Source organism: Calothrix sp. 336/3, assembly GCF_000734895.2.
Taxonomy (GTDB): Bacteria; Cyanobacteriota; Cyanobacteriia; order Cyanobacteriales; family Nostocaceae; genus 336-3.
The window spans coordinates 1,884,829-1,906,576 of record NZ_CP011382.1; the positions used below are offsets into that span (position 1 = coordinate 1,884,829).

The 21,748-nt window shown below is 41.5% G+C and carries 19 protein-coding genes; 13 read left to right on the forward strand and 6 right to left on the reverse strand.

The features are described 5' to 3' along the window. Positions 1–61: 61 nt before the first annotated feature. Positions 62–544 (reverse strand): hypothetical protein, encoded by a 483-nt coding sequence (locus IJ00_RS07570; protein WP_035151620.1) that lies wholly within the window; start codon positions 542–544, stop codon positions 62–64. A gap of 351 nt (positions 545–895) precedes the next feature. Between IJ00_RS07570 and IJ00_RS07575 the strand changes: the two genes are divergently transcribed. The 3 genes from IJ00_RS07575 to IJ00_RS27015 all read left to right on the forward strand — a co-directional run bounded on the left by IJ00_RS07575 (position 896) and on the right by IJ00_RS27015 (position 5,836). Continuing rightward, positions 896–1,528, forward strand: coding sequence for a sigma-70 family RNA polymerase sigma factor (locus tag IJ00_RS07575; RefSeq protein ID WP_046814748.1), 633 nt, complete (start codon positions 896–898; stop codon positions 1,526–1,528). Between the two features lie 158 nt (positions 1,529–1,686). Next, the gene (locus IJ00_RS27605; RefSeq protein ID WP_168163437.1) at positions 1,687–3,015 is read left to right on the forward strand and encodes a DUF1822 family protein; all 1,329 of its coding nucleotides are present in this window, start codon (positions 1,687–1,689) and stop codon (positions 3,013–3,015) included. A 61-nt stretch (positions 3,016–3,076) separates the two neighbouring features. Further along, positions 3,077–5,836, forward strand: coding sequence for a pentapeptide repeat-containing protein (locus IJ00_RS27015; protein WP_052754413.1), 2,760 nt, complete (start codon positions 3,077–3,079; stop codon positions 5,834–5,836). A 184-nt stretch (positions 5,837–6,020) separates the two neighbouring features. Here the strand turns inward: IJ00_RS27015 and IJ00_RS07590 are convergent, their stop codons facing one another. Further along, on the reverse strand, positions 6,021–7,025 hold the full coding sequence (locus tag IJ00_RS07590) for an NAD(P)-dependent alcohol dehydrogenase (RefSeq protein WP_035151625.1): 1,005 nt from the start codon (positions 7,023–7,025) through the stop codon (positions 6,021–6,023). A gap of 138 nt (positions 7,026–7,163) precedes the next feature. On the opposite strand from IJ00_RS07590, the gene IJ00_RS07595 reads away from it, so the two are divergent. The 5 genes from IJ00_RS07595 (at position 7,164) to IJ00_RS07610 (ending at position 10,167) form a co-directional block, all read left to right on the forward strand. Further along, complete coding sequence (locus IJ00_RS07595; protein WP_238178453.1) at positions 7,164–7,817, forward strand: TetR/AcrR family transcriptional regulator; 654 nt, start codon at positions 7,164–7,166, stop codon at positions 7,815–7,817. A 575-nt stretch (positions 7,818–8,392) separates the two neighbouring features. After that, positions 8,393–8,743: a DUF6173 family protein gene (locus IJ00_RS07600; RefSeq protein WP_144416001.1), complete on the forward strand. Its 351-nt coding sequence runs from the start codon at positions 8,393–8,395 to the stop codon at positions 8,741–8,743. A gap of 200 nt (positions 8,744–8,943) precedes the next feature. Then, the gene (locus tag IJ00_RS07605; protein WP_035151629.1) at positions 8,944–9,159 is read left to right on the forward strand and encodes a hypothetical protein; all 216 of its coding nucleotides are present in this window, start codon (positions 8,944–8,946) and stop codon (positions 9,157–9,159) included. Continuing rightward, positions 9,159–9,281, forward strand: a complete 123-nt coding sequence (locus IJ00_RS28190) for a DUF4351 domain-containing protein (protein WP_144416002.1) — start codon at positions 9,159–9,161, stop codon at positions 9,279–9,281. Before IJ00_RS07605 ends, IJ00_RS28190 begins: the two co-directional genes overlap by 1 nt. A gap of 166 nt (positions 9,282–9,447) precedes the next feature. After that, positions 9,448–10,167: a tetratricopeptide repeat protein gene (locus IJ00_RS07610; protein WP_046814750.1), complete on the forward strand. Its 720-nt coding sequence runs from the start codon at positions 9,448–9,450 to the stop codon at positions 10,165–10,167. Between the two features lie 417 nt (positions 10,168–10,584). Here the strand turns inward: IJ00_RS07610 and IJ00_RS07615 are convergent, their stop codons facing one another. Next, a complete protein-coding gene (locus IJ00_RS07615; RefSeq protein ID WP_035151637.1) occupies positions 10,585–14,088 on the reverse strand; it encodes an AAA-like domain-containing protein in 3,504 nt (1,167 codons plus the stop codon). A gap of 80 nt (positions 14,089–14,168) precedes the next feature. Beyond that, positions 14,169–15,941: an AAA-like domain-containing protein gene (locus tag IJ00_RS07620; protein ID WP_035158622.1), complete on the reverse strand. Its 1,773-nt coding sequence runs from the start codon at positions 15,939–15,941 to the stop codon at positions 14,169–14,171. Between the two features lie 95 nt (positions 15,942–16,036). On the opposite strand from IJ00_RS07620, the gene IJ00_RS07625 reads away from it, so the two are divergent. From IJ00_RS07625 to IJ00_RS07635, 3 genes are all read left to right on the forward strand, one after another. After that, positions 16,037–16,645 (forward strand): Crp/Fnr family transcriptional regulator, encoded by a 609-nt coding sequence (locus IJ00_RS07625; RefSeq protein ID WP_035151640.1) that lies wholly within the window; start codon positions 16,037–16,039, stop codon positions 16,643–16,645. A gap of 79 nt (positions 16,646–16,724) precedes the next feature. After that, positions 16,725–17,450, forward strand: coding sequence for an SDR family oxidoreductase (locus tag IJ00_RS07630; protein ID WP_035151643.1), 726 nt, complete (start codon positions 16,725–16,727; stop codon positions 17,448–17,450). Between the two features lie 87 nt (positions 17,451–17,537). After that, a complete protein-coding gene (locus IJ00_RS07635) occupies positions 17,538–17,756 on the forward strand; it encodes a hypothetical protein (RefSeq protein WP_035151646.1) in 219 nt (72 codons plus the stop codon). A 220-nt stretch (positions 17,757–17,976) separates the two neighbouring features. Here the strand turns inward: IJ00_RS07635 and IJ00_RS07640 are convergent, their stop codons facing one another. Further along, a complete protein-coding gene (locus IJ00_RS07640; protein WP_035151648.1) occupies positions 17,977–18,231 on the reverse strand; it encodes an Arm DNA-binding domain-containing protein in 255 nt (84 codons plus the stop codon). 50 nt (positions 18,232–18,281) lie between these two features. Here IJ00_RS07640 and IJ00_RS07645 point away from each other — a divergent pair, with 50 nt between their 5' ends. Further along, complete coding sequence (locus tag IJ00_RS07645; protein ID WP_035151650.1) at positions 18,282–18,626, forward strand: XRE family transcriptional regulator; 345 nt, start codon at positions 18,282–18,284, stop codon at positions 18,624–18,626. A 269-nt stretch (positions 18,627–18,895) separates the two neighbouring features. On the opposite strand, the gene IJ00_RS27610 is transcribed toward IJ00_RS07645, so the two are convergent. Continuing rightward, positions 18,896–19,655, reverse strand: a protein-coding gene (locus tag IJ00_RS27610) for an IS5 family transposase (protein ID WP_371259638.1) whose coding sequence is annotated in 2 segments (ribosomal slippage) — positions 18,896–19,328 and positions 19,327–19,655 — 762 coding nt in all. Because the reading frame shifts where the segments join, the coding sequence is not laid out codon by codon here. 171 nt (positions 19,656–19,826) lie between these two features. On the opposite strand from IJ00_RS27610, the gene IJ00_RS07660 reads away from it, so the two are divergent. Beyond that, positions 19,827–21,725: a DEAD/DEAH box helicase gene (locus tag IJ00_RS07660; RefSeq protein WP_201782674.1), complete on the forward strand. Its 1,899-nt coding sequence runs from the start codon at positions 19,827–19,829 to the stop codon at positions 21,723–21,725. The last annotated feature ends 23 nt before the right edge of the window (positions 21,726–21,748 follow it).

A 21,748-nucleotide genomic window follows, 5' to 3' on the forward strand; every position in this document is an offset into this window, starting at 1 on the left:
ATTGAAAATTGCTTCAAAATATGACTCAATCATTGGATAATTGAGCCATACCGATTAAAAATCATCTCTGACGATTTAACACAATTTGGCGAGTCTCTCCAGTAAATCTTTGGACAAAGCGACTTCTACGCCTATCGTTAACGGAGTTATAGATGTTTCTACCACCTAAGGATATGGAAATCCTTTGTAAATCCCAATTATCATAGTTATCAAAAGGCTCACCAGAGCGAGGAGAACCATCGTGACGAATGGTAATACTGCGGATTTGAGCTAAGGAAACCGTTCTGCTAAAAGTGGCTGTTTTGCGAACAACGCTGTTTTGACCAAAACCACCGCCAAGACTAAATTCAGGAGTACTTGTTCCGTCTACTAAGTTGAGACTAATGAATGCATTGTTGCCACCTCGTAAATCGTCAGATCCTGTAGTCATCCGAACCACAATATTTGTATCTGCTAGTGCAGAAGTACTTGATAGTACACCAACTGTAAAAATGCTTAAAGCAACTGCACTCAAGCGAGATAGTGCATAGATTGGACGAATCATAATGATTATTTCTCTCTGATGTTTGATTTATTTTGTGAACAACTAGTGTTTTCTCTCACATTTAAGAACAAATGAGAAAAACACATTATTCCGAAATTTCATGAAAATTTTTGGTAGTTAAGACGCAACAGTTATCGCAGCCTTTCTATCCAGGATTTTGAGGCATAAGTTCCCTAGGTGCATTAAACCCAACCGCTAAACATATATATATCCAGTTCGTCAAACGACTTCTAGTTGTATCAGTAAAAATACTTATGAAACCAGGAACATCTCACACCCTAGATTAGTCCGGAGAACTAATCTGCAATCATCTCCACCTCCAACATTCATTCATGCGAGGAAAATATGCTTATGCAGTCTAAATCAATAGCAGAACCAATTACCCATATACAAATCGACGCAGCACACCAAGAACTAATCGCCAAAATTGCTCGCAAGTATTGTTATGCAAATTGGGAAGATGCAGCCCAAACGGCGATGATGAAAGTCTATGAAGCTGTAAAAGCCGGAAAATTCCACCAGGGAGGGATAGCAGAATTTCAACGTTGGGCTACAGTGGTTGCTAGGTATGAGATTCTCAATTTTGTGAAAAAAGAATCTTTGCGATCGCACCAAAGTCTAGATGCGACAATTACTGGTACTGATGTATCTTTAGTTGATACGATCGCCGATGAGTTTAACCTTCTAGAAGCAGTAGCGCGTGCAGATTTAGTTATAAAAGCCAAACAAGCAATTATTGAACTCGATTCCCTTTATCCACCACGCGGTTATCTGAAACTGTGGCAACTTATGGTTGCTGGTACAACCCAAACCCAACAAGCATCTGCGTTGGGAGTCAGTCAAGGGGAAGTTTCTAAGCGTTGGAAGGAATTAGTCGGACGTGTGGCGATCGCATTAGGATTGCTGGAACCCGAAGCCATTAAACGTGAACAACAAAATATTAAACTCAAAGATACTCGCAGGCGTTCACAAGCCCAATGGTAATTTTTTCAAATAAACCGACGATTTTGTCAAGTCTTTAAAAAGTTTATTATCTATCGGCATAGGATAATCAATTCATTTGTTAATACTATTAGCCATCTTTCAAAATTGGGAAATACTAACCTATGCGTACAAGCTGTGAGAAATCCAAATCAGGGAATATGCGAAAACCTTTACTATCACCACAACCTGGAGAAATCTGGCAGTTAAACCGTCATCTCAGATTTTCTGAAGATTTTTCTCTCAATCAAGATAATCAACTTTTCTCAATTGAGGCTAAAAGTTTTTTAGCAGGTGACACTCCACCCCGTTATGTGATGATTGTCACGGAGCCAGAGGTAGATATTATTTCTGTAATGATATTGTCTACGGAAACCGATTTTATTTCCGATGCTGATGTCGTTATTCCTACCCATATTACAGGTTTAGAGCAGGATTTACTGGCTGAAACTTGGCACGTACAACCAATGCTTGTTTGTAATTTATTCCAGTCAAGTGGGAAGAGGTTATCACGAGATATTTATGACCTATTGCTAAATGTCGGAGACTACTATCATGGTTTAGTCAATCAACAGCCAGAAAATCATGATATTGAAGATTTAGGGTTAAAGGTAGGAAATAAAAAGGCTGTAGATGTGGCAAAAAATGCCCTCTTTCACCAAAGAGAAATAGCTTGGAGTGATATTTTAACAATACCAGTCACGGCTCGGAATAGATACATTAAAAGTACAAATTTTACAGAGAGAATCCTTAGTAATTCATTGCAAATAGAGCAGGAATTAATAGCGTCTGAGTTTAATCAGAATAGAATTATAAAATCACTATCTAACTCTTTGAATCAAACACAAATTATTCTCAGTCACTGGTGGCAAAATATTTTTGAACCCGAATGGCAAGCTCTTTCCACATTCCCAAACTTAGCTATAGCAACCCGCAGTCATGGTGAATCACAAAATATCCCACAAAATATCCTGGAACTAATTCAACAATTATCGGTTGAAAATAACGAGATTCAGCGACAAAGTACAGCCAGAAAGTTAGGAGAAATTGCCATTGGTAGTAGTGATGCAGTTCAAGCTTTAGTTAATTTATTACGCAGCACATCTGATGATGAAACCCTGTGGATAGCTGTAGAAAGTTTACGAAAAATTGACCCAGACAATCCTGCTGCTGGTATCAGAAGAGTGAAACTTATCGATTTAGGGATGGAAATTGCAGGGAAAGCAGTTGCTTTATCTGTGGCATTATTACAAAAATTGCAAGGAGATGTAAGCGTACTATTGCAAGTTTACCCCACAGGTAAGGATGATTATGTACCAGCAGATTTAAAGCTACTATTAATCGATGATTCTGGAAATATATTGCGGGAAATTACAGCTAGAAGAGCAGATGTTTATCTGCAACTCAAATTTAGTTGTGAAGTGGGAGAAAGATTTAGCGTGCAAGTCGCTTTAGGTGATACTAATTTTTGCGAAGATTTTGTAGTTTAATCGAGCTTCAATTATGAATGATAAATTAAAAAAATAACCTGAAATATGATTATGTGAAATTATGGCATTAGCAAAGAATAATAATTTTTCCGGTCGAAATCTCCAGGGTTGTGATTTTAGAAGAAAAAATCTTACTGGTGCAGATTTTCGCAACGCTGATATTCGTGGTGCTAATTTTACTCATGCAATTTTAGAAAATGCTAACTTTGAGAATGCAAAAGCCGGAATTCAACCTAAAAATATCATACTATACCTAATTGGAATGTTGATATTGTTTGGGGTAAGTGGTGGTGCATCAGCTTTGGCTAGTGTCAATCTGACAACATTATTTTATCGTGATTATATTCAGCAATTTACTATCGTTCCCGGCATTGTTAGCTTATTTGCCATTATCCTATTTTTTGGGATTATGGTGCGACGGGGGTTTGGAGGAGATTTAGCGATCGCAACTGGAATACTGACTGGATTAGTAGCTGCAATCCTGTGGGGTTATCTGTGGTTAGTATTTGGTTTGTCGGGTATTGGGATCGCAAGTCAAACTGGTTGGAGTCTTTTAGGTGCTGCTGCTTGGGAGTTTGTTGGTTTCACCCTTGGTACAGTCATATTTGTGGCTGCTAAATTGCTGTTTCGGTCAAATAGTTACATTCTCTGGATTGGGTGGATTATTGGTGCTATTTTAAGTAGTAATGGTTCTCGCTTATTAAAACACACATCTATTAATTGGTATAATTTTTGGTTGCCAAATTTAATTGCAATTGTATGTTTTGCCTTTATATGTGGTTACATTAGTTGGCAAGTAACAGCTAGCAATGCCAAATTTCTTTATATCTATAAACTAGCTATAAATTTTTGTGCAATTGGTGGTACTAGCTTTAGAAAAGCAAATCTCACGGGTACTAATTTTACTCATGCCACACTCACAAGTACAGATTTCAGTAATGCCAAGTTAACCCATACAAACTTTTATTTAGCAAATAGAATTCACCAGACTAAAGCTGAAAATACCATTTTAACTAATCATCGAGTCCGTGAATTAATTATCACTCATAATGGAGTCAATCAATCCTATCAAGGGTGTGATTTACAGGGAGCATATTTAGTATTTGCGAATTTACAAAAGGCTGATTTCACAGAAGCAGATGTGAGCTTTGCAAATTTCACAGGAGCGAACTTAGCATTTGCTAACTTGACAAAAACTCAAGCATTAAATACCAATTTTCAGCAAGCAAATTTAACCGCAGCTTGTTTGGAAGCCTGGAATATTGATAGTACAACCCAATTAGATGAAGTGATTTGTGAATATGTTTATTTATCAAATCATCAACAAGAACGTCGTCCTAGTAGTGGAAATTTTGCACCAGGAGATTTTACAAAACTATTTCAAGTGGCGATAAATACCGTCGATTTGATTTTCCGAAATGGTCTAGATTTACAGGCTTTATCTACAGCGTTAGCAAATGTTAAATTGGATAATCAAGGTATTCCTTTAGCAATTAAAAGTATTGAGAATAAAGGTGAAGGCGTTGTTTTAGTCCGGGTGGATGTACCAGAATCAACAAACAAAGAAAAAATCCACGCTGATTTTTACGAACATTATCAATTTGCACTGCAAAAAATAGAAGCAAGACATCAAGCAGAATTAAAAAGCAAAGACGAACAAATTACCCTATATCGCCAAAATCAAGCAGAATTAAAAGAATTAATGCAAATGATAGCTCCGATTGTTGAAAAAACTAAAAAACAATCAATATTGGGTAAGTTAGTAGTTTTAAAATTAGGTCAAGGTAATTTAAATACAGGATTCTCCGTGACACTGCAAATTAGTTCAGAAGGAGAGCATCCCTATTTTGAATCCAATGGGCAATTACCACCTGCCCCCGAATTAGCTGTAGCATATACTCAATGGCAAATATCCTATCGTCACAGTTTACAGGGAAACTTACGCATCACATTTCCACAAACACAGGTTACCAATATTAGTAAAAGGGATTTATTTCCAGAATGCGATCGCCTATCTTTTCAATTACACAAACAAGTCAATTTATGGCTAAATTCCCCACAATTTCGCCCACTCAAGGAACAACTATTAGAAAAATTAAACACTGAGGAATCGATTCGCATCCTCTTACAAACAGAAGACAATCAACTCCGACGCATACCCTTGCATCTGTGGGATTTTTTTGAACGCTACCCTCAAGCAGAAATGGCACTTTCCTCAAATAATTATGAAAGAAAATCAAAATCTCAACCTCCAAAATCTCATGTAAAAATATTAGCTATCTTAGGAGACAGTACTGGCATAAATATACAAAAAGATAGAGTCTTACTTGAACAATTACCAAACGCAGAGGTCACTTTTTTAGTCGAACCACAACGCCAACTACTCAACGATGAACTATGGCTGCAAGAATGGGATATTCTCTTTTTTGCAGGTCACAGTTTTACAAAATCTGAAACAGAAATCGGCTATTTTCATATCAATTCAACCGATAGTTTGACGATTACTGAATTGAAAAACGCACTTGTTAAGGCGATCGCGCAAGGATTGCAGCTAGCTATTTTCAACTCCTGCGACGGTTTGGGATTAGCAACAAACTTAGCAGATTTACATATACCCCAAATGATTGTGATGCGCGAACCAGTACCCGACAAGGTTGCACAGGAGTTTTTAAAGAATTTTCTGACGGAATTTTCTGACGGGAAGCCGTTGTATCAATCAGTACGCGAAGCCAGAATGAAACTGCAAGGTTTAGAAAATGATTTTCCTTGTGCAAGTTGGTTACCAGTAATTTGCCAAAATCCAGCCGAAATTCCCCCTTAGGAATTATTTAAACATGAGTAGTGCAAGCGTCTTGCTTGCTATTTCCCAAACGTGGGCAAGCCAGCTGCCTTAATTATAAGTATTCAACCGGACATGATATGATTTGCCCTACGAGGGAGGGTGAATATCGCCCAAAAGCTTGATAACACGAACTAAAACAACAATAATCCACAAATTATGTAGCCTACACAACGGTGATTGCAACTTTCCCCCGCACTTGTCGCTGTTCCAAATGGTGGATTGCTGCTGGAACTTCGCTCAAAGGATAAACTCGATCGATATAAGGACGAATTTTACCGGCTTCGATCGCCTCTTTTAAAATAATTAAATCCTTTTGGTTGGGTTGACAAGCCAAAAACTTGATTTTGCGTCCACCAATCTTAGAAGTGACAAAATCGAGAAACATAGCTTGAAATATTCGTTTCATCGAACCACCCACTACTACGTAAGTACCTGGATTTTTTAAGAACGGGAAATAGTCAAAAGGTGAATTGTAGGCAGCATTATCGAGTATTAAATCGTAGTAGCGTTGTTTTAATTGAGACTTCATCTGAGTGCGAACGCAAACATAATCCGCACCGATTGATTTCACCATTTCCACTTTACTCTCACTGCATACAGCAGTCACTTCAGCCCCAAAAGCCTTAGCAATCTGGACTGCAAACGACCCCACCCCACCGGAAGCCCCATTGATCAACACCTTGTATCCTCGTTGAATTTGTCCCACATCCCGCAGTCCCTGGAGTGCTGTCAGGGCAGAAACGGGAACGGTTGCAGCCTCCTCAAAGCTGAGATTATTGGGCTTGAGCGCGATCGCTGTTTCGGGAACGCAGACATATTCGGCAAATGCGCCAAAACCAGATTCCGACAAGTCACCAAACACCAAATCCCCCGGTTGAAACTGTGTTACATCCTTACCTACAGCTTCCACTTCCCCGGAGACATCGCAACCCAGGATTTTAGTTTGAGGTTTGCGTAACCCTCCGTAAATGAAGCGAATAAAAAACGGTTGACCCCGCATCAAATGCCAGTCACCAGCATGGACGGCAGCACCACGCACCCTCACCAGTACGGTGTTATCGGATACAAGGGGTCGATGAACTTCCTCCATTTTCAATACATCGGGAGAACCGTATTCATACTGGGCGATCGCTTTCATTTTTGGGACTGTTCGATCGGAACTATTCATAAGACTTAAGAAGATAATTCTAGCTTACACTGTAAGTTTAGCTTACGGCGTAAGTTTGTCAAGTTAAAATAATTGAATGAATTCGGGCTAGAAAAGTTAATTCAAGGGAAAATGGTAAAAACGCGTAATTCAAAATCGATGCCTCCACTGCCTTTGAGTCGGGAGCGGGTATTGCAAGTCGCCCTGCGGATGGCGGATGGGGATGGAGTTGAGGCGCTGTCGATGCGGAAAATTGCCCAGGAGCTAGGTGTGCAGGCAATGTCGCTATACAATCACGTTACCAATAAGGACGATATATTGGATGGCATTGTCGATATGGTGGTGGCTGAAATCGAATTACCTGAACTGAAAATTGATTGGAAAACAGCCATGCGAAAACGGGCAATTTCGGCTCACGGGGTATTATTGCGTCACCCTTGGGCTGCAATAGCGATGATGTCGCGGGTGAATGTAGGAGCGGCGATGTTGCGCTATATCGATGCGACTTTGGGATGTTTGCGAGAAGCTGGTTTTTCCTTCGAGACTGCCGACCATGCTTGGAATGCGATCGATAACCACATTTATGGGTTTACGCTCCAGGAGTTAAATTTTCCTTTCGAGCCTGGGGAGTATGCCCAACAAGCAAAAAACTTTATTTCGTATATTCCACCAGAGAAGTATCCCTATATGAATCGACTTGCTCGTTATGTCATCGAAGGTCGGTATGATGGTTTACATGACTTTGAGTTTGGGTTGGATTTGATTCTCGATGGTTTGGAACGGTTGCGAGAAAGGCAACGGGGCGAGAAATAGAAAGTATCATCAAATCGATTCATTATTTTGCTTTATGGTGGGGAATGGTTGAGCGATGCTTCTCACAATGATTTTGTTTAGCGTGATAGTCGAAGTACGAAGCCTTATACATTACATTGAAGAGATAATTGAATTTCATTATGATGAGTGTTCTGGAGAAGGAAACAAAGGAATTCTTAAAAATATTAGAGAAAGATGAGATAAAGTAGGATAGCTAAATATATATAATGATAACTTTAGAGAAGCAGATGAAAAAATGGATAAGCTAAACTCGATTTTATCCAAAATTAAAAACTTAGCTTTCCCTATTCATCAAAAATCTTCGTGGGAGCATCCATTTTCGGCAGATCGACTTTTTTAGACCAACCATATAATAAAGTTTGTACCACTATGTAATTGCGTTTCTTCCAAAAGTGGATGCTCCCCTTTATTATTCGGTAATCCACACTTTAACTGTTTGGTTATCTTGGAGTTAAACTTTTTCAATTGTGCTAATTTGAAAATAAAAGTTTGTTTTTTCTAAAATGCAAGAATTCTCCAAATTGAACTACCAGCCCAATATGAATTTCGACCACATGGCAGAAAGTATGCGAAAAGGTATGGAGGAAAGAGCGGGCTATGCAAATGTGATGTTCAAGCGTCTCATAGAAGAGATTCAAGAATTTGAGTCTGTACTAAAACCTGATGAGGAAATAGGTGCTTACCTTGCTTCATTTGCAGGAGGTCTATGTTTGCATATCGAATCAATTAAGTATCGAGATCCTTATTACATTGTTTTATCAGGAGCTACCGATCAAGGGCAGAAAGCTCGGCTTGTTCAGCACGTAACACAAACCAGTATTTTATTTGTGCCAGTCAAAGTCACGCTAGAGGAAAACAGAGAAGCAAGACGTTTTGGATTCAACATCTCTGGTAGTGAAGATTAGCTAAAACCTACACGTAAAGGAGAAATTATGCCTGCTTGATTCTCGTGTACAGCGACATCACCAACGGCAGTCAAGTATTTCCACTCCACGCAAGTTCATAAAGAAACGCAAATAATTAACTTTTCTGGTATGAAAATATTAGAAAATTATGATGTTGGGGTGGTTATGAGAAAATAGAGAAGTTACTTATTTTTTGTCCCATGACTACAGCAGACCTATTCCCAACGCTAAAAGGGCTATCGCGTGCGGAAAAATTGAAAGTCATGCAATTTCTGATTGCGGAGCTAGCCCAAGAAGAAGAGCCAACGCTTCAAGCTGGAGCAACATATTCCCTCTGGTCACCTCTCAATTCTCACGAAGCGGCTCACAAACTCAGCCAACTTCTCGAATCGGATCAAAGGGCAAAGAATGCATAATGCCCAGCGATTCAACTTTGTGGAAGGGTTTGATACTCTTAGAAACCCTGGGTGAGGCTTTGCTGGATTTTACAGGGTTAGATGACTTAGTTGCTTGGCTTGCGGAAAATCCTGCCAACTAACCATGCTCGATTGTAAACAGCAGTCAGGTATTTTCTCTCCACGCGATCGCGCAAAGTCCCGTCTACGGAGATAAGCCAGAGGCTTTATCCTTCGCGTATCGCACAGCTAAAACTTCTAACTACAGGCATGAGCAAATATTATCTGAAAATTTTATCAATCGCTTCTATGATCATGATTTTGGGATTTGTAGCGATAAAAATATTTTCCCACAATAGCAATCAAAGTAATCAAAACAATACACTGCAAACAAATACATCAAGCATAGGAAAACGAGACAGCCCGCAACAAGCTAACACACCACTTCCAGCCAGCACAAAAAACCCAAACCAAGTAAATCAGTGGCGATCGCAAATCGCAAACTTACAGCAAGACCTAAAAAAATACCAAAAAAGCGGCGATATCACAAAACAAATCTCCACATTGAACGCGATCGCCATACTTCATAATGACATGGGTGAGTCAACAAACGCGATCGCATACTTACAGCAAGCCCAAACCAAACTCAATACAGCGAATATACCCCCAGGGGAAAAATCCGTGATGGAGTCCGAGTTATTGACTGGATTCGGGACAGTGTATGCAGACACGGGAAATTATTCCCAGGTTTTGGAAGCTACCAGAAAAATCTCCGCCATTCGCAATAATTCCCTGAATCGACTTGGGGATGTTCCAGAAACATCTCAACCAATTCAGTCACCCAAAATTGATCCAAAAGAAGATATTAGGATGCTCTATAGTATCGCAACGATGCAGCAAGAACGTGGCAAAATCCGTGAAGCCCTGGGTACAGCAGAAGCTGCATTGGATATAGCGAAGAAAGCAGGGGATAAGACAGGAGAATCGCAGATAAGTCTTTACATCGATTCTTTACGCCAGCAATTGTAATATTTCTGATTCAGTTGTCTGGCTCTGGGATGGGAGAGATGCATTAGCAGCGAGCCGATTAGTTATACCGATTCAAAAAATGTTTACGACAGATACCCCACCCGCCCTATCGGGCACCCTCCCCGAAATCAGGCTATCCATTAGTCACATCTTTCTTTTCAATCGCGAAATGCCTTGTTCTGTAATCATCTCACAAGGGTGAAGTGTAAGACATACTTGACAAAGTAGTCATTACTATTATCGCTAAAACCGGGCTTTTATTGAGAATGAACAACGAAGGAGTAAGGGTTGTAAAAATGTGAGTGGACACTATCGCAAATGTTGCGATAGATCCGGGTAATGGGTAGGAAATCGGGGAGAGCTGGGGAGGGGTTTTGTCCATGTGTCGTATTGTTTTTTCAAATTGGTATTACATTCCTAATTGCGCAATTTCTCCAACACTTCCTTAGTAAATGGATTTTTGCCCTGCCGCAGAGTCTTCACCCACCCTTGCCGTTGTGCTTTGATTTTTTTATCATCAGTCTGGGTAATAAACGCCTCAAAATCGGGTATAGCGCCTTGGTAATCCCCCGTCAATGCCCTGGCTAACCCCCGACTATCACGAATACTGCCATTATCCGGGGCAAGTTTAACAGCATTTTCACAGGCAAACATCACATCTTTCGCTAATTCATATAAACTGCCTTGCTTACAAAGATTATTCCAGCTATTAGCATCAATTTCTACTTTGGCATCAAGTTTTTGGGCTTGCTGATAAGCTGTAATTGCATTTTTTATGTTTTCTATAGGATGTATCTCTTTAACATCTGAATTAGTATCGGGTTTTGTTTTGTGTCTTAGAATTACAAAAACATTGGCTTCTGACTTTCTTACGTTTACCTGACCATTGACCATCGTCGTCTTTTGAGTGTATTTAACAAGACTAACACCTTCACGAACCCGGTGTTTAGCTTTTTCTTGATTTACTAACTCTTGGGTTTTTTTCTGTGGGTCAAACTTTAATTGAGAATTCCACTTCAAAGCCGTCTTCAAAATAGCAACTGCCTCCTCAACATTACCCGCTTTCGCTACGTCTTCCCCAAGTTTCACCAAAGATGCGACTGCTGCTATCTTTATAGATGTGTTTTGTTGACATACTTCTAATTCTTGCAGTTTTCTGATATTTACTGCCAAATAATCGCTTAACCAATCACAACCTCTTGTTAGCAAATCATCTAATTCCGCCATCTGCCACAACTGGGTAGAAACGATATTGTCACCTGAAGTGGTGAGAATGATTTCGCCACTAGGGCTAAATATGGCACTGTAAACAGCGTCTGTATAGCCTTTAAGTTGATTTAATTCCTCACCAGAGGTATCCCAAAGTCGGGCGCTATTGTCTGAGGAAGTAGTGAGAATGCGTTTGCCATCGGGGCTAAATATGGCGCTGTTGACAGCAGATTTATGCCCTTTAAATTGAGCTAATACCTTGCCGGAAGTATCCCAAAGTCGGGCGGTTTTGTCGCCTGAAGCAGTGAGAATGCGTTTGCCATCGGGGCTAAATATGGCGCTGTTGACAGCAGATTTATGCCCTTTAAATTGAGTTAATACCTGGCCGGAAGTATCCCAAAGCCGGGCGGTTTTGTCCCAAGAAGCACTGAGAATGCGTTTGCCATCGGGACTAAATATGGCGCTGTTGACAGCAGATTTATGCCCTTTAAATTGAGTTAATACCTGGCCGGAAGTATCCCAAAGCCGGGCGGTTTTGTCCCAAGAAGCAGTGAGAATGCGTTTGCCATCGGGGCTAAATATGACGCTGATGACAGAGGATGTATGTCCTTTAAATTGAGCTAATACCTTGCCGGAAGTATCCCAAACCCTGGCAGTGTTGTCAGATGAAGCAGTGAGAATGCGTTTACCATCAGGGCTAAATCTAGCACTGTTGACAGTGGATGTATGTCCTTTAAATTGAGCTAATACCTTTCCAGAAGTATCCCAAACCCGGGCGATTTTGTCGGCTGAAGCAGTGACAATTGCTTTGCCATCGGGGCTAAATATAGTGCTGTTGACAGCGTATGTATGTCCTTTAAGTTCAGTTACCGTCGTAAAGGTATCCCACACTCGGGTGGTTTTGTCTAAGGATGCGGTGACAATGCGTTTGCCATCGGGGCTAAAATTGGCGTTGTTGACAGCAGATGTGTGTCCTGTGAGATGATTGCGCTCGCGGATATCAGACAAAATACGTTTTAAAGCTAGAAGTACTGGATAATTGTCTATATAAGGACGCTTCCCTAGTAGTTTTTTTAAATCTTGTCCAGTTTTCGTTGCTAAGAATAACCCATCTATTTGGGATGTATCAAAAAGTCCTAAAGCACTATTTGCGTCCCGTTCCAGAGTAGTAGCTGTCTCGGCATCATTGATTAATTTTTGGGCATACAAACCAGCCCCTGTTATCCCGACAATTCCCACGGCTAATATACCGAAACCCATACGAGTTGTACGTTTAGCTTTACGTTCCGCATCCGCAATGATTCGTTGTGCTTTTTTCTCCGTTTCCGCTAACGCAAATTGAATCTCTCGCTTGTCCAACTCCTGACTCGCAGCCAAAAACCGATAATCTTCATCACCTAAGCTTTTATCTTTTGCCCAATCCAAAGCATCCTGCAAAGCCTGTCCCCGCAGCAACCGCGATTCATCTGTGCGGTTACTCTCCAACCAAACCGTCAAAGCCTGGGAATAGGGGCGCATTTTCGCCAGTTCTTTCTCCACCCACTCCCCATTAAACACCCCTTGGTAAATGCGGTTATACACCCGTAACTTGCCATCTTCCTTTACCACCAAACCCGTCAACCGCAATTCCATCTGTTCCGAGCTGTTGTCCGTGGGTAATTCTCCCTGTTGTAAAATTTGTTGATATAGCCCCAGTAACCTACCTGCACGCTGTTCGTTGCGGGTAATCCTATCGCGGATAGTTCTGAGGTGTTCCGGTTCATCCTGGGCTTCCCAGTTGTCAATAATCTGGGTTTTGATCACCTCCCCTACCCATCTCGATACATCTTCCTCCCCCTGCTCCCCTTCGACTGCGCTCAGGGCAAGCCTGCTCCCTAAAATCTTACATACCTTTTGGGTCAAAAAAGGCTGTCCCCCCGTCCAAAACAGCACCTCCTTTAACAAAGTTTGGGGGGTAAAATCTCCATTACACAACGTAATTGCGAATTGCGAATTGCGAATTGCGAATTGGTTTAACACCTCTTGGGTATTTTCGACCTTACCCACCAAACCCTGTACTAACGGTGTAGCTGATTCCAACTCAAACCCACAAAGTTGAATCGCCGTCCCCAAATTAAACGGAGTCCGCTTTTTATCACTCATCAAATCCCCAGGAGTCGCCACCCCCAACAGGGCAAAAGTCAAGCGTTGATACTCTGGTTGATCAACCCGTTGGTTATAACAGGCACGAATCGCCGCAAAAAAATCATCTTTAAAATTTAAGCTAAGAATACTGTCAATTTCATCAATAAAAATCACAATCTTCTCAGTAATTTTCACCAACAAAACCGACTCAATAAACTTCCCCAACTTCTGCACCGGGGAGAGCAAGTTATTTTCTTGCCACCAAACCTCTAAATCAAAATCAGTATAAAGTTTAAAAACCCCCACCAAAGTATCAATTACCCCCGCATACCACTCCTCTGGGGTAATATCCACAGTCCCAATCGCCGTAATATCAATCGCCGCACAAGCACAACCCTCAGCCTGTAAACGTTGCATCACCCGCACCCGCAAACTTGACTTCCCCATCTGCCGAGAATTTAACACATAGCAAAAGTCCCCCGCTTTTAATCCTTGATATAAATCTTCATCAGCTGGACGGATGACATAGGTTGGTGCATGAGGAGGAAGACTTCCCCCAACTTGGTATATATCTTGAGATTGGGTCATACCCCGTTTTGGATTTTGGATTATTTTGATACAGGCAAAGGTTTTTTCGGTATTTAATTTTGACTGTTGACTGTTGACTTTTAATTTAAGCGATCGCCAAAATACTGTCGATACAAATTACACAAAGGCATCACCTCATTTCCCCGTAGTTTAACTAACCCCATACTCCGCAGTTTAAAAGCCGCAGTTGTACCCACATCCACGGGTTTATATGTCCCCACTACCCGTTTAAAAGCTGCCAATAATTCCTCATCTTCCTGCAAATTTAGCAGATGACGGCGCAAATGGTCGCTGTAGGGACCTTCCTCTGTGGGAGCAATTTCTATCAGTCTTTCCAGAGTGATTCTACCACGGGCTATTTGATACAAAGCCATCCTCAGTAAGTATGGATGTCCATCGACTAAATTGATTAACTGCTCCACCTGGGAATCAGTAAAATTTAAACCATGTCGCTGAATCAAATCTTGTACCTGTTCCCGGTTCAAATCAGGTAACTCAATTGGTACACCCACATTAAAGGGAGATTGATTAATGTTGAGGGGAATATAAACTTCCTTAGAATGGACAATTATCAAAGCCAGTTTTTGCCACTCTACTTCATTTTTTGCCCGTTCGTGCCAAGCTCGCAATAACCCAAAAAAGTCAGATGCAATTTCTGGATGTTTAAATACTTGATCGACTTCATCCAAACCCAAGGCGATCGGACTATTAATCTCTGCAAATAAGTATCTCTCGAAGTACCTTGTACATTTATTTTTACTCCCCAAAATCCCCCGCCAATATTCATCCAATCGGTCTGCTAAATTGAGACTATCGGCGATACTGGCACAAAACCATTGCAAAAATCCATCCAAACTGCCGAGAAATTCCGCATCCGCAGATTGAAAATTCAGAGATACGGTTTGATAACCCCTTGACTTTGCATGGTGAAGAACCCGTGACATTAAGGAAGTTTTGCCTAACTGTCGGGGTGCTTTAATGCGAATCAAAGCCGCAGATTGCAAAATAGTCTCGTAACAATCGCTTTCATTGGGTGGACGCTCTACATAAAAGGGGGAATTTAGGGGTACTTGTCCCTCTGGATTTTCTAAGGGGAATTTTGCTGCCACGAGAGTATTTATCGGATTCTGAATATCAAGATCGATGGGTGGAGATTCTAATAAAATATCTCTTGAGATAGATGCGGATTCTTGATTATTTATTTCAATTTTATTAAGCTTTTGATTAGTATCTGGTTCCCCTGTAAGGGACTGGCTCACATTGGGGTAATTTAGATTTTGATTATTTAGGTGATGAGAAGATTTACTTTTAATTATTGGGGTGGAACTTTCAGGAATAGCTTCTAAATCAATTGCATTGCAACCGAAGTGAAAAGCATCATCCAAGGTGCGACCAGCACCTAAACCATCATAAAAACCCTTAGCAAATTCAATTGCTGCATTATCACCAATTGTCTGTTTCATGCCAATGACGCAACCCACATGCTCGTAAATAGCCTCGGCTTGGATTTCACCATAACAGGCATTGAGAACAACACAGTCGATTTTACCTTTGAACAGGGCAAATAATCCTGCTAAAGAGCTTGTACTAACCAGTTGCATCTGTCCCGACTGATTTTCTAAAGCTAAACCTTCCACCCCAGAACCATGTCCACAAAAATGGACGATTTGCGGTTCGTGGTCTAATAAAGCTTGGCGTAAGGTATCTGGACGCACAGCCCATTTCGAGATAATTTGAAATTGTTCCCGATATTTACAACGTTGCAATCCTGCTTCAATTTCCCGCACTTCTTGATCAAGACGCAGTTTAGAAGCATTACTAGGGTTAGCGGCTAAAATTAGGATTTTCTTCACTTTGCGATCGCTTACCAGAATTCGGAACAAAAATCAAAAACAAAAACAACTTGCCTATTAGTATCTCACCAGAAAAAGTTATTTCTGCATAGTATATGTTAACTCAAGATTTTACCCAATTAACCCTCATCCTGCGATCGCTGATCGATCTACCAGACGACGAAGCCATCAAAGCGGTAAAACTCTTTCAAACTAGTTTCTTGAAACGGGGTGAATTTTTTGTGCGGGCGGGTGAGATGCCTAAAACTATCGGGATTGTGATGTCAGGTATTCTGCGCTTATATTATGTTGATGCGGATGGCAACGAATACTCAAAATCCTTCTGTACTGAAAATAGTTTTGTCGCAGCTTATAGTGCTTTGTTATTGCAGCAACCCTCACGACTATTTATTCAGGCATTGGAAGATACAAAATTAATGATTGCTGATTATGCTGCCTTTCGAGAACTGTCAACAATGCATCCCTGTTGGCAAAGTCTGAATTGTAAAATTGCAGAATTTTTGTTCATTAAAAAAGAAAAGCGAGAAAGTTCCTTGCTTTTAGATGATGCAACAAGGCGCTATTTAAATTTTCAAGCAGAATATCCTGGTTTAGAAACACGCATAAAGCAACATCATATTGCATCCTATCTCGGCATTACCCCTGTCACCTTAAGCCGCATTCGTGCCCAACTGCGATACTCCACAGAAGTCGCTTCAGGATAATAACAGTTAACCTATGTTAATGAAATCCTGGGAAGAACTGTTTAGGATAACTGCAATCTTTCAATGACTGGAGTAATTTGTGAAGACAAACCATAACACAGTTTTGATTACAGGTGGGACATCTGGCATCGGTTTGGCTTTAGCGCAACGGTTTCTGCGAGAAAGAAATACCGTGATTGTAACAGGTACCAATGCTGAAAAAGCCCAAGCCGTGAGACATCAACTGCCAGCTATAACCGTCGAACTTGCAGATATACGCGATCGCCAAGCTCTGGAAAAACTTGTCTATAATTACCCTGATGTGAACATTCTGATCAATAATGCAGGCGTTCAGTATAACTATGATTTCGCCGATCCCGCGATCGCAGTTGAGCAAATTGCTGACGAACTCGACATTAACTTACTCAGTCCGCTATATCTAACCAAACTTTTTCTACCACAGCTTTTGAGTCATTCTCAAGCAGCAATTATCAACGTTTCATCCGGGTTAGGAATTGTCCCCAAGCAAAGCGCCCCCATCTATTGTGCCAGTAAGGCTGCAATACACAGTTTTAGTAAAAGCTTACGCTGGCAATTAGAAGCAACGTCTGTACAAGTCTTTGAGATTATTCCGCCGATGGTGGATACGGCAATGACTCAAGGTAGAGGACGGGGAAAAATTACACCAGAAGCATTAGTTAAAGAATTTTGGCGGGATTTTAGCCGCAATTCCCCTGAGATACGCATTGGTAAAACCAAATTACTGTTTATCCTTCAGAGACTGATGCCAACGCTCGCAGAACGTATCATGCGTCCTGGGCTTTAAAGATAATTGGGAGAATGTTGTTGGGGCATTTGCACGAAAATCTTTGTTGTAATCTTTTACTAAAAGCAATAGGGATAAGCTGGAGCAATGAAACCATGGATATTGGGTGGGTTAGGAATAGGAATTTTACTTATACCTGTGAAGGTAACTTGCGGTTCTCCTGGTGCAGCCTGCGCTCAACCCCCAATTCCTGGAAGCAATAGTCAAGCTAGATATTACTACGAATATGAACCACTAGCTGTAATGTTATTGGAGTCAGTGATTCAGATAAACTTGCCATTTTATTATTTCAGTGGAATTGAATAAATCTAGTCAGTAATTCTGCACAATTAAGTTTGAGGAGATGCAAAAAGACAAAGGGAGCAAAATCTATATTTTTATGCCAAAGAAGTGACTCCGCTAGGAGTATCGCCTTATCCAAAGTCCTCACCGGCAAATGCAAATTGATGCAGCGATAAATTGTATGGTAATCCTTTGCCAAAGTGCTGGGGGATAAACTCGTTCGCGAAGCGTGGGCTATGCCCAATCACTTGTACTCAGTGTAACTATCCCATAAATCTGCTAGCGAAGCATGAGTCTTATTCTCGCTAGATGATGCAAATTCAACCTGCTGAGATTGGGGTCTGTATCTTTCCAAAGTCACATCAAAATTGTTGCAGAGAATATGCAACTCGATTTGCCGAGCCTTCATTTCCGCCAACTTGCGATTGGCTTTGCTATCGGTATAACCAGTTGAAAGATAATGACGTTTACCCCCAAAACTAATAGCAAAGGCAGACAAGCGATTTGGCGAGCATTTAAGTCGATTGCAGGAGGAAGGAGAAAAGGCTGATGGCAAAGAATGTGAATGAAATTATGCAAAAACTGCCACGCGATCGCGTTGAGAAAATCGAAGCGCGAGCAGCCCAGTTAATTGCAGAATATATGACGCTCCAGGATATCCGAAAAGCAAGGGAGCTTACCCAGGAAAAAATGGCAGAAGTATTGGGAATTCGCCAGGATAGTGTCTCGAAGTTAGAAAAGCGTACTGACCTGTTGCTTTCAACCCTGCGAGGCTATTTGAATGCAATGGGAGGGGAACTCGAACTTGTTGTTAAATTTGGCGATCGCCCACCTGTCGTAATTACTGGACTCGCAGAGTTGGATGGGGAGGATGAGCAAAGTTTGAAAGCATAAATCGAACGAGAAGGACTTTTCCCTACGACCATTGCACAACACAAAAGCACCAATGTAGCCCATTCGTGGGGAAATTATTATCAGTTAGCCAAGTTGGGTATTCATTGTATATTTATTATCTCTACATACAAGTATTTAGTTGGTTTTTTCTAAATATAAATACGCAAAAGTAGGTATTTAGGTTTGTATTTTTACCACTTTGGATAGGGATATAACCAACTTTTTCCGCTCATGATTAAATATTTTTGATTGGGCATTAGGGTGTGTCATCAATTAAGCCAGATAACAGTAGCAGCAAGATAAATTGCACCTAAAAAGTTCCTTGCCCGTTTGTCATAGCGTGTGGCAATTGCTCGATATTGCTTGAGTTTGGCAAAGAAATTCTCAATTAGATGTCTCGCTTTGTATAAGTCTTTGTCATACTCACGCTTAACAGTACGGTTGCGCTTGGGCGGAATCACTGACATTTCACCTTGTTGTTCTAGTCGCTCAATAACGCGCTCATCAGCATCATATCCCTTGTCGGCAAGCAGTGTATCAGCAGCAAACTCGTGGAGCAGGACATTCGCTCCATCCAGGTCATATGCTTGCCCAGGAGTCAGGTGAAAACCGATAGGATTGCCCAAAGCATCCACTAGGGCATGAATTTTGGTACTCAATCCACCTTTGCTACGACCAATGGCTTCGCTAGATGCATCCCCCCCTTGCCCCAGCACTGTGCTGGTGGGCGCGTACAATGGTCGAGTCAATCATTGCGTATTCGTTGTCTGCATCGTCGGCTAACGCCTCAAACACCCGTTGCCACACTCCGCGCTTTGCCCATCGACTAAAGCGGGTATGAACTACTCGAAAATCCCCAAATCGCTCAGGTAAGTCCCGCCAAGGAATGCCTGCTCGATAACGGTACATGACTGCTTCGACAAACAATCGGTTATCTTTAGCCGTCACTCCTACTGTCTCTTTCCGCCCTGGTAGTAGGTCTTTGATGCGTTCCCACTGATCATCCCGCAAAGCATAGCGGCGTGTCATGATAGCATTCCTCCCGATTGACTCAACTCGCGCTCGGCTATCGATTCTAAACTAGATTGATACCTATTTGATGACACACCCTAGCTCAATCCGCATCTAAAAGTTAATGTTGTTTCTGTACCTAGTAGTATAATTAACAAGTTTTGCATTAATCTTTTAGGATTCGGACCCATGCCTGGTGTGCTTAGTTTTGCTCCCGGAATGCGAATACTCTGCCGTGATGCGGAATGGCTGGTGCAGCGTGTGGAAACTTCTAATGATGCTGGGACGGAGTACGCGGTGCATGTGGTTGGGGTCGATGATTTGGTTCGGGGACACCAATCGATTTTTTTTACTCAGTTAGACCGAATTGAGCCGGTTGACCCGCGCAAAACTAAGTTGGTACCTGATAATTCCAATGGTTTTCGGCGAGCGAAATTATTTTTGGAAGCACAACTAAGACAGATGCCAGCAGCTGGTGAGGAACCTGATTTGCTCGGTTTAGGTGCGTTTGACCCGATGTCCTTTCAGGTAACATCGGTACGACGTGCGTTGGAGCAACTTCGTCCCCGGTTATTGCTTGCGGATACTGTTGGCTTGGGGAAAACCATCCAAGTTGGCATGATTTTAACGGAGTTAATGCGTCGGGGACGGGGCGATCGCATCTTGGTATTATCGAAAAAATCGATGTTGACGCAGTTTCAAGCGGAACTTTGGAACCGTTTTTCGATTCCGTTGGTGCGTTTGGATTCCCAGGGAATTGCTAAGTTGAGGTTGCGTATTCCCACGAATAAAAATCCTTTTGAAATTTACCATCGGGTCATAATTAGCATTGATACTCTCAAGGATGCGGGACGTTATCGCCACTTTTTGGAGTCAGCCCATTGGGATGTGGTTGTGATTGATGAAGCGCATAACGTTGCGGGGGCTAGTGTTCCCGAAAACCATCAAGCCCATCGTTTGGCAAAATTGCTGTCGCGACGCACGGATACAATGTTACTGACAACGGCAACTCCCCATAATGGTAAGCGAGAAACTTTTGGGCGGTTAATTTCCTTACTAGACCCTTCCGCAATTCCCGACCCCCGTCACCGCGAGTATGATGCGGAAGATATTCGTGGTTTTTATTTGATGCGGTTTAAGGAAGATGTCCGCAACCAAATAGGAGAGCAATTAACGGATCGAGTGGTTGTACCGATTCGAGAAACGGTAATTGCTGCTAGTGATGCCGAGGAGAGGGTTTACGGCATTTTAGGAGAGTTGCGACAAGCTGCCCAAACTGCCAAGGAAGTAGGGCAAAGTTCCGATTGGCGGAATCAGAGATTGATTCAATATGGTTTGTATAAACAGTTTCTTTCTAGCCCTGAATCCTGTGGGAGTACGGTCGGAAAACGGGTGAAAAAAATCCAGGTAGAAAATCCCCAAAGTCCAGAGTTAAGGTATTTACAAAAGCTAGAAGCCGACTTAAAGCAAATTGATTTGGAAAAATCATCGCGGTTTCAACTTTTACTTCAAGAACTGGGGAAAATAGGCTGGAATGGTGATGGGAATAGTCCCCGAATTCTCGTGTTTACGGAATATGTGGAGACACAAAAAGCCTTGGCAGTGGCGATCGCGAAGAAGTTTAAACTCAAATACAGCGAGAAATTTGAAGACCAATCCAAACAAGCGATCGCGGCGATTAATGGTTCTTTTCCTGATATCCATTTGATGTCTGCGGTAGAGGCTTTTGGGACGAAAACTTCCCCGGTACGGATGATGATTGCGACAGATGTGGCATCAGAAGGAATTAATTTACACCACCAATGTCATCATGTCATCCATTATGATTTACCTTGGTCGATTATTACTTTAATTCAGCGCAACGGACGGGTTGATCGGATTGGACAAACCCAAGCACCGATTTTGAGATATTTAATGGTAGAGACAAAAAATGGCTTACTTGAGGGGGATTCGGCAATTTTTGCTCGGTTAATTGAAAAAGTTGAGGAAATTAACCGTAGTACCCGTTCGGGAGAGAGTTTATTAAAGTTGTATGACCCGGAAAAAGAAACAGAATATATTGGAGAACGGGGATTCGTGACAAGTTAAGGTTTTTGAGGTTTTGTCAAGAG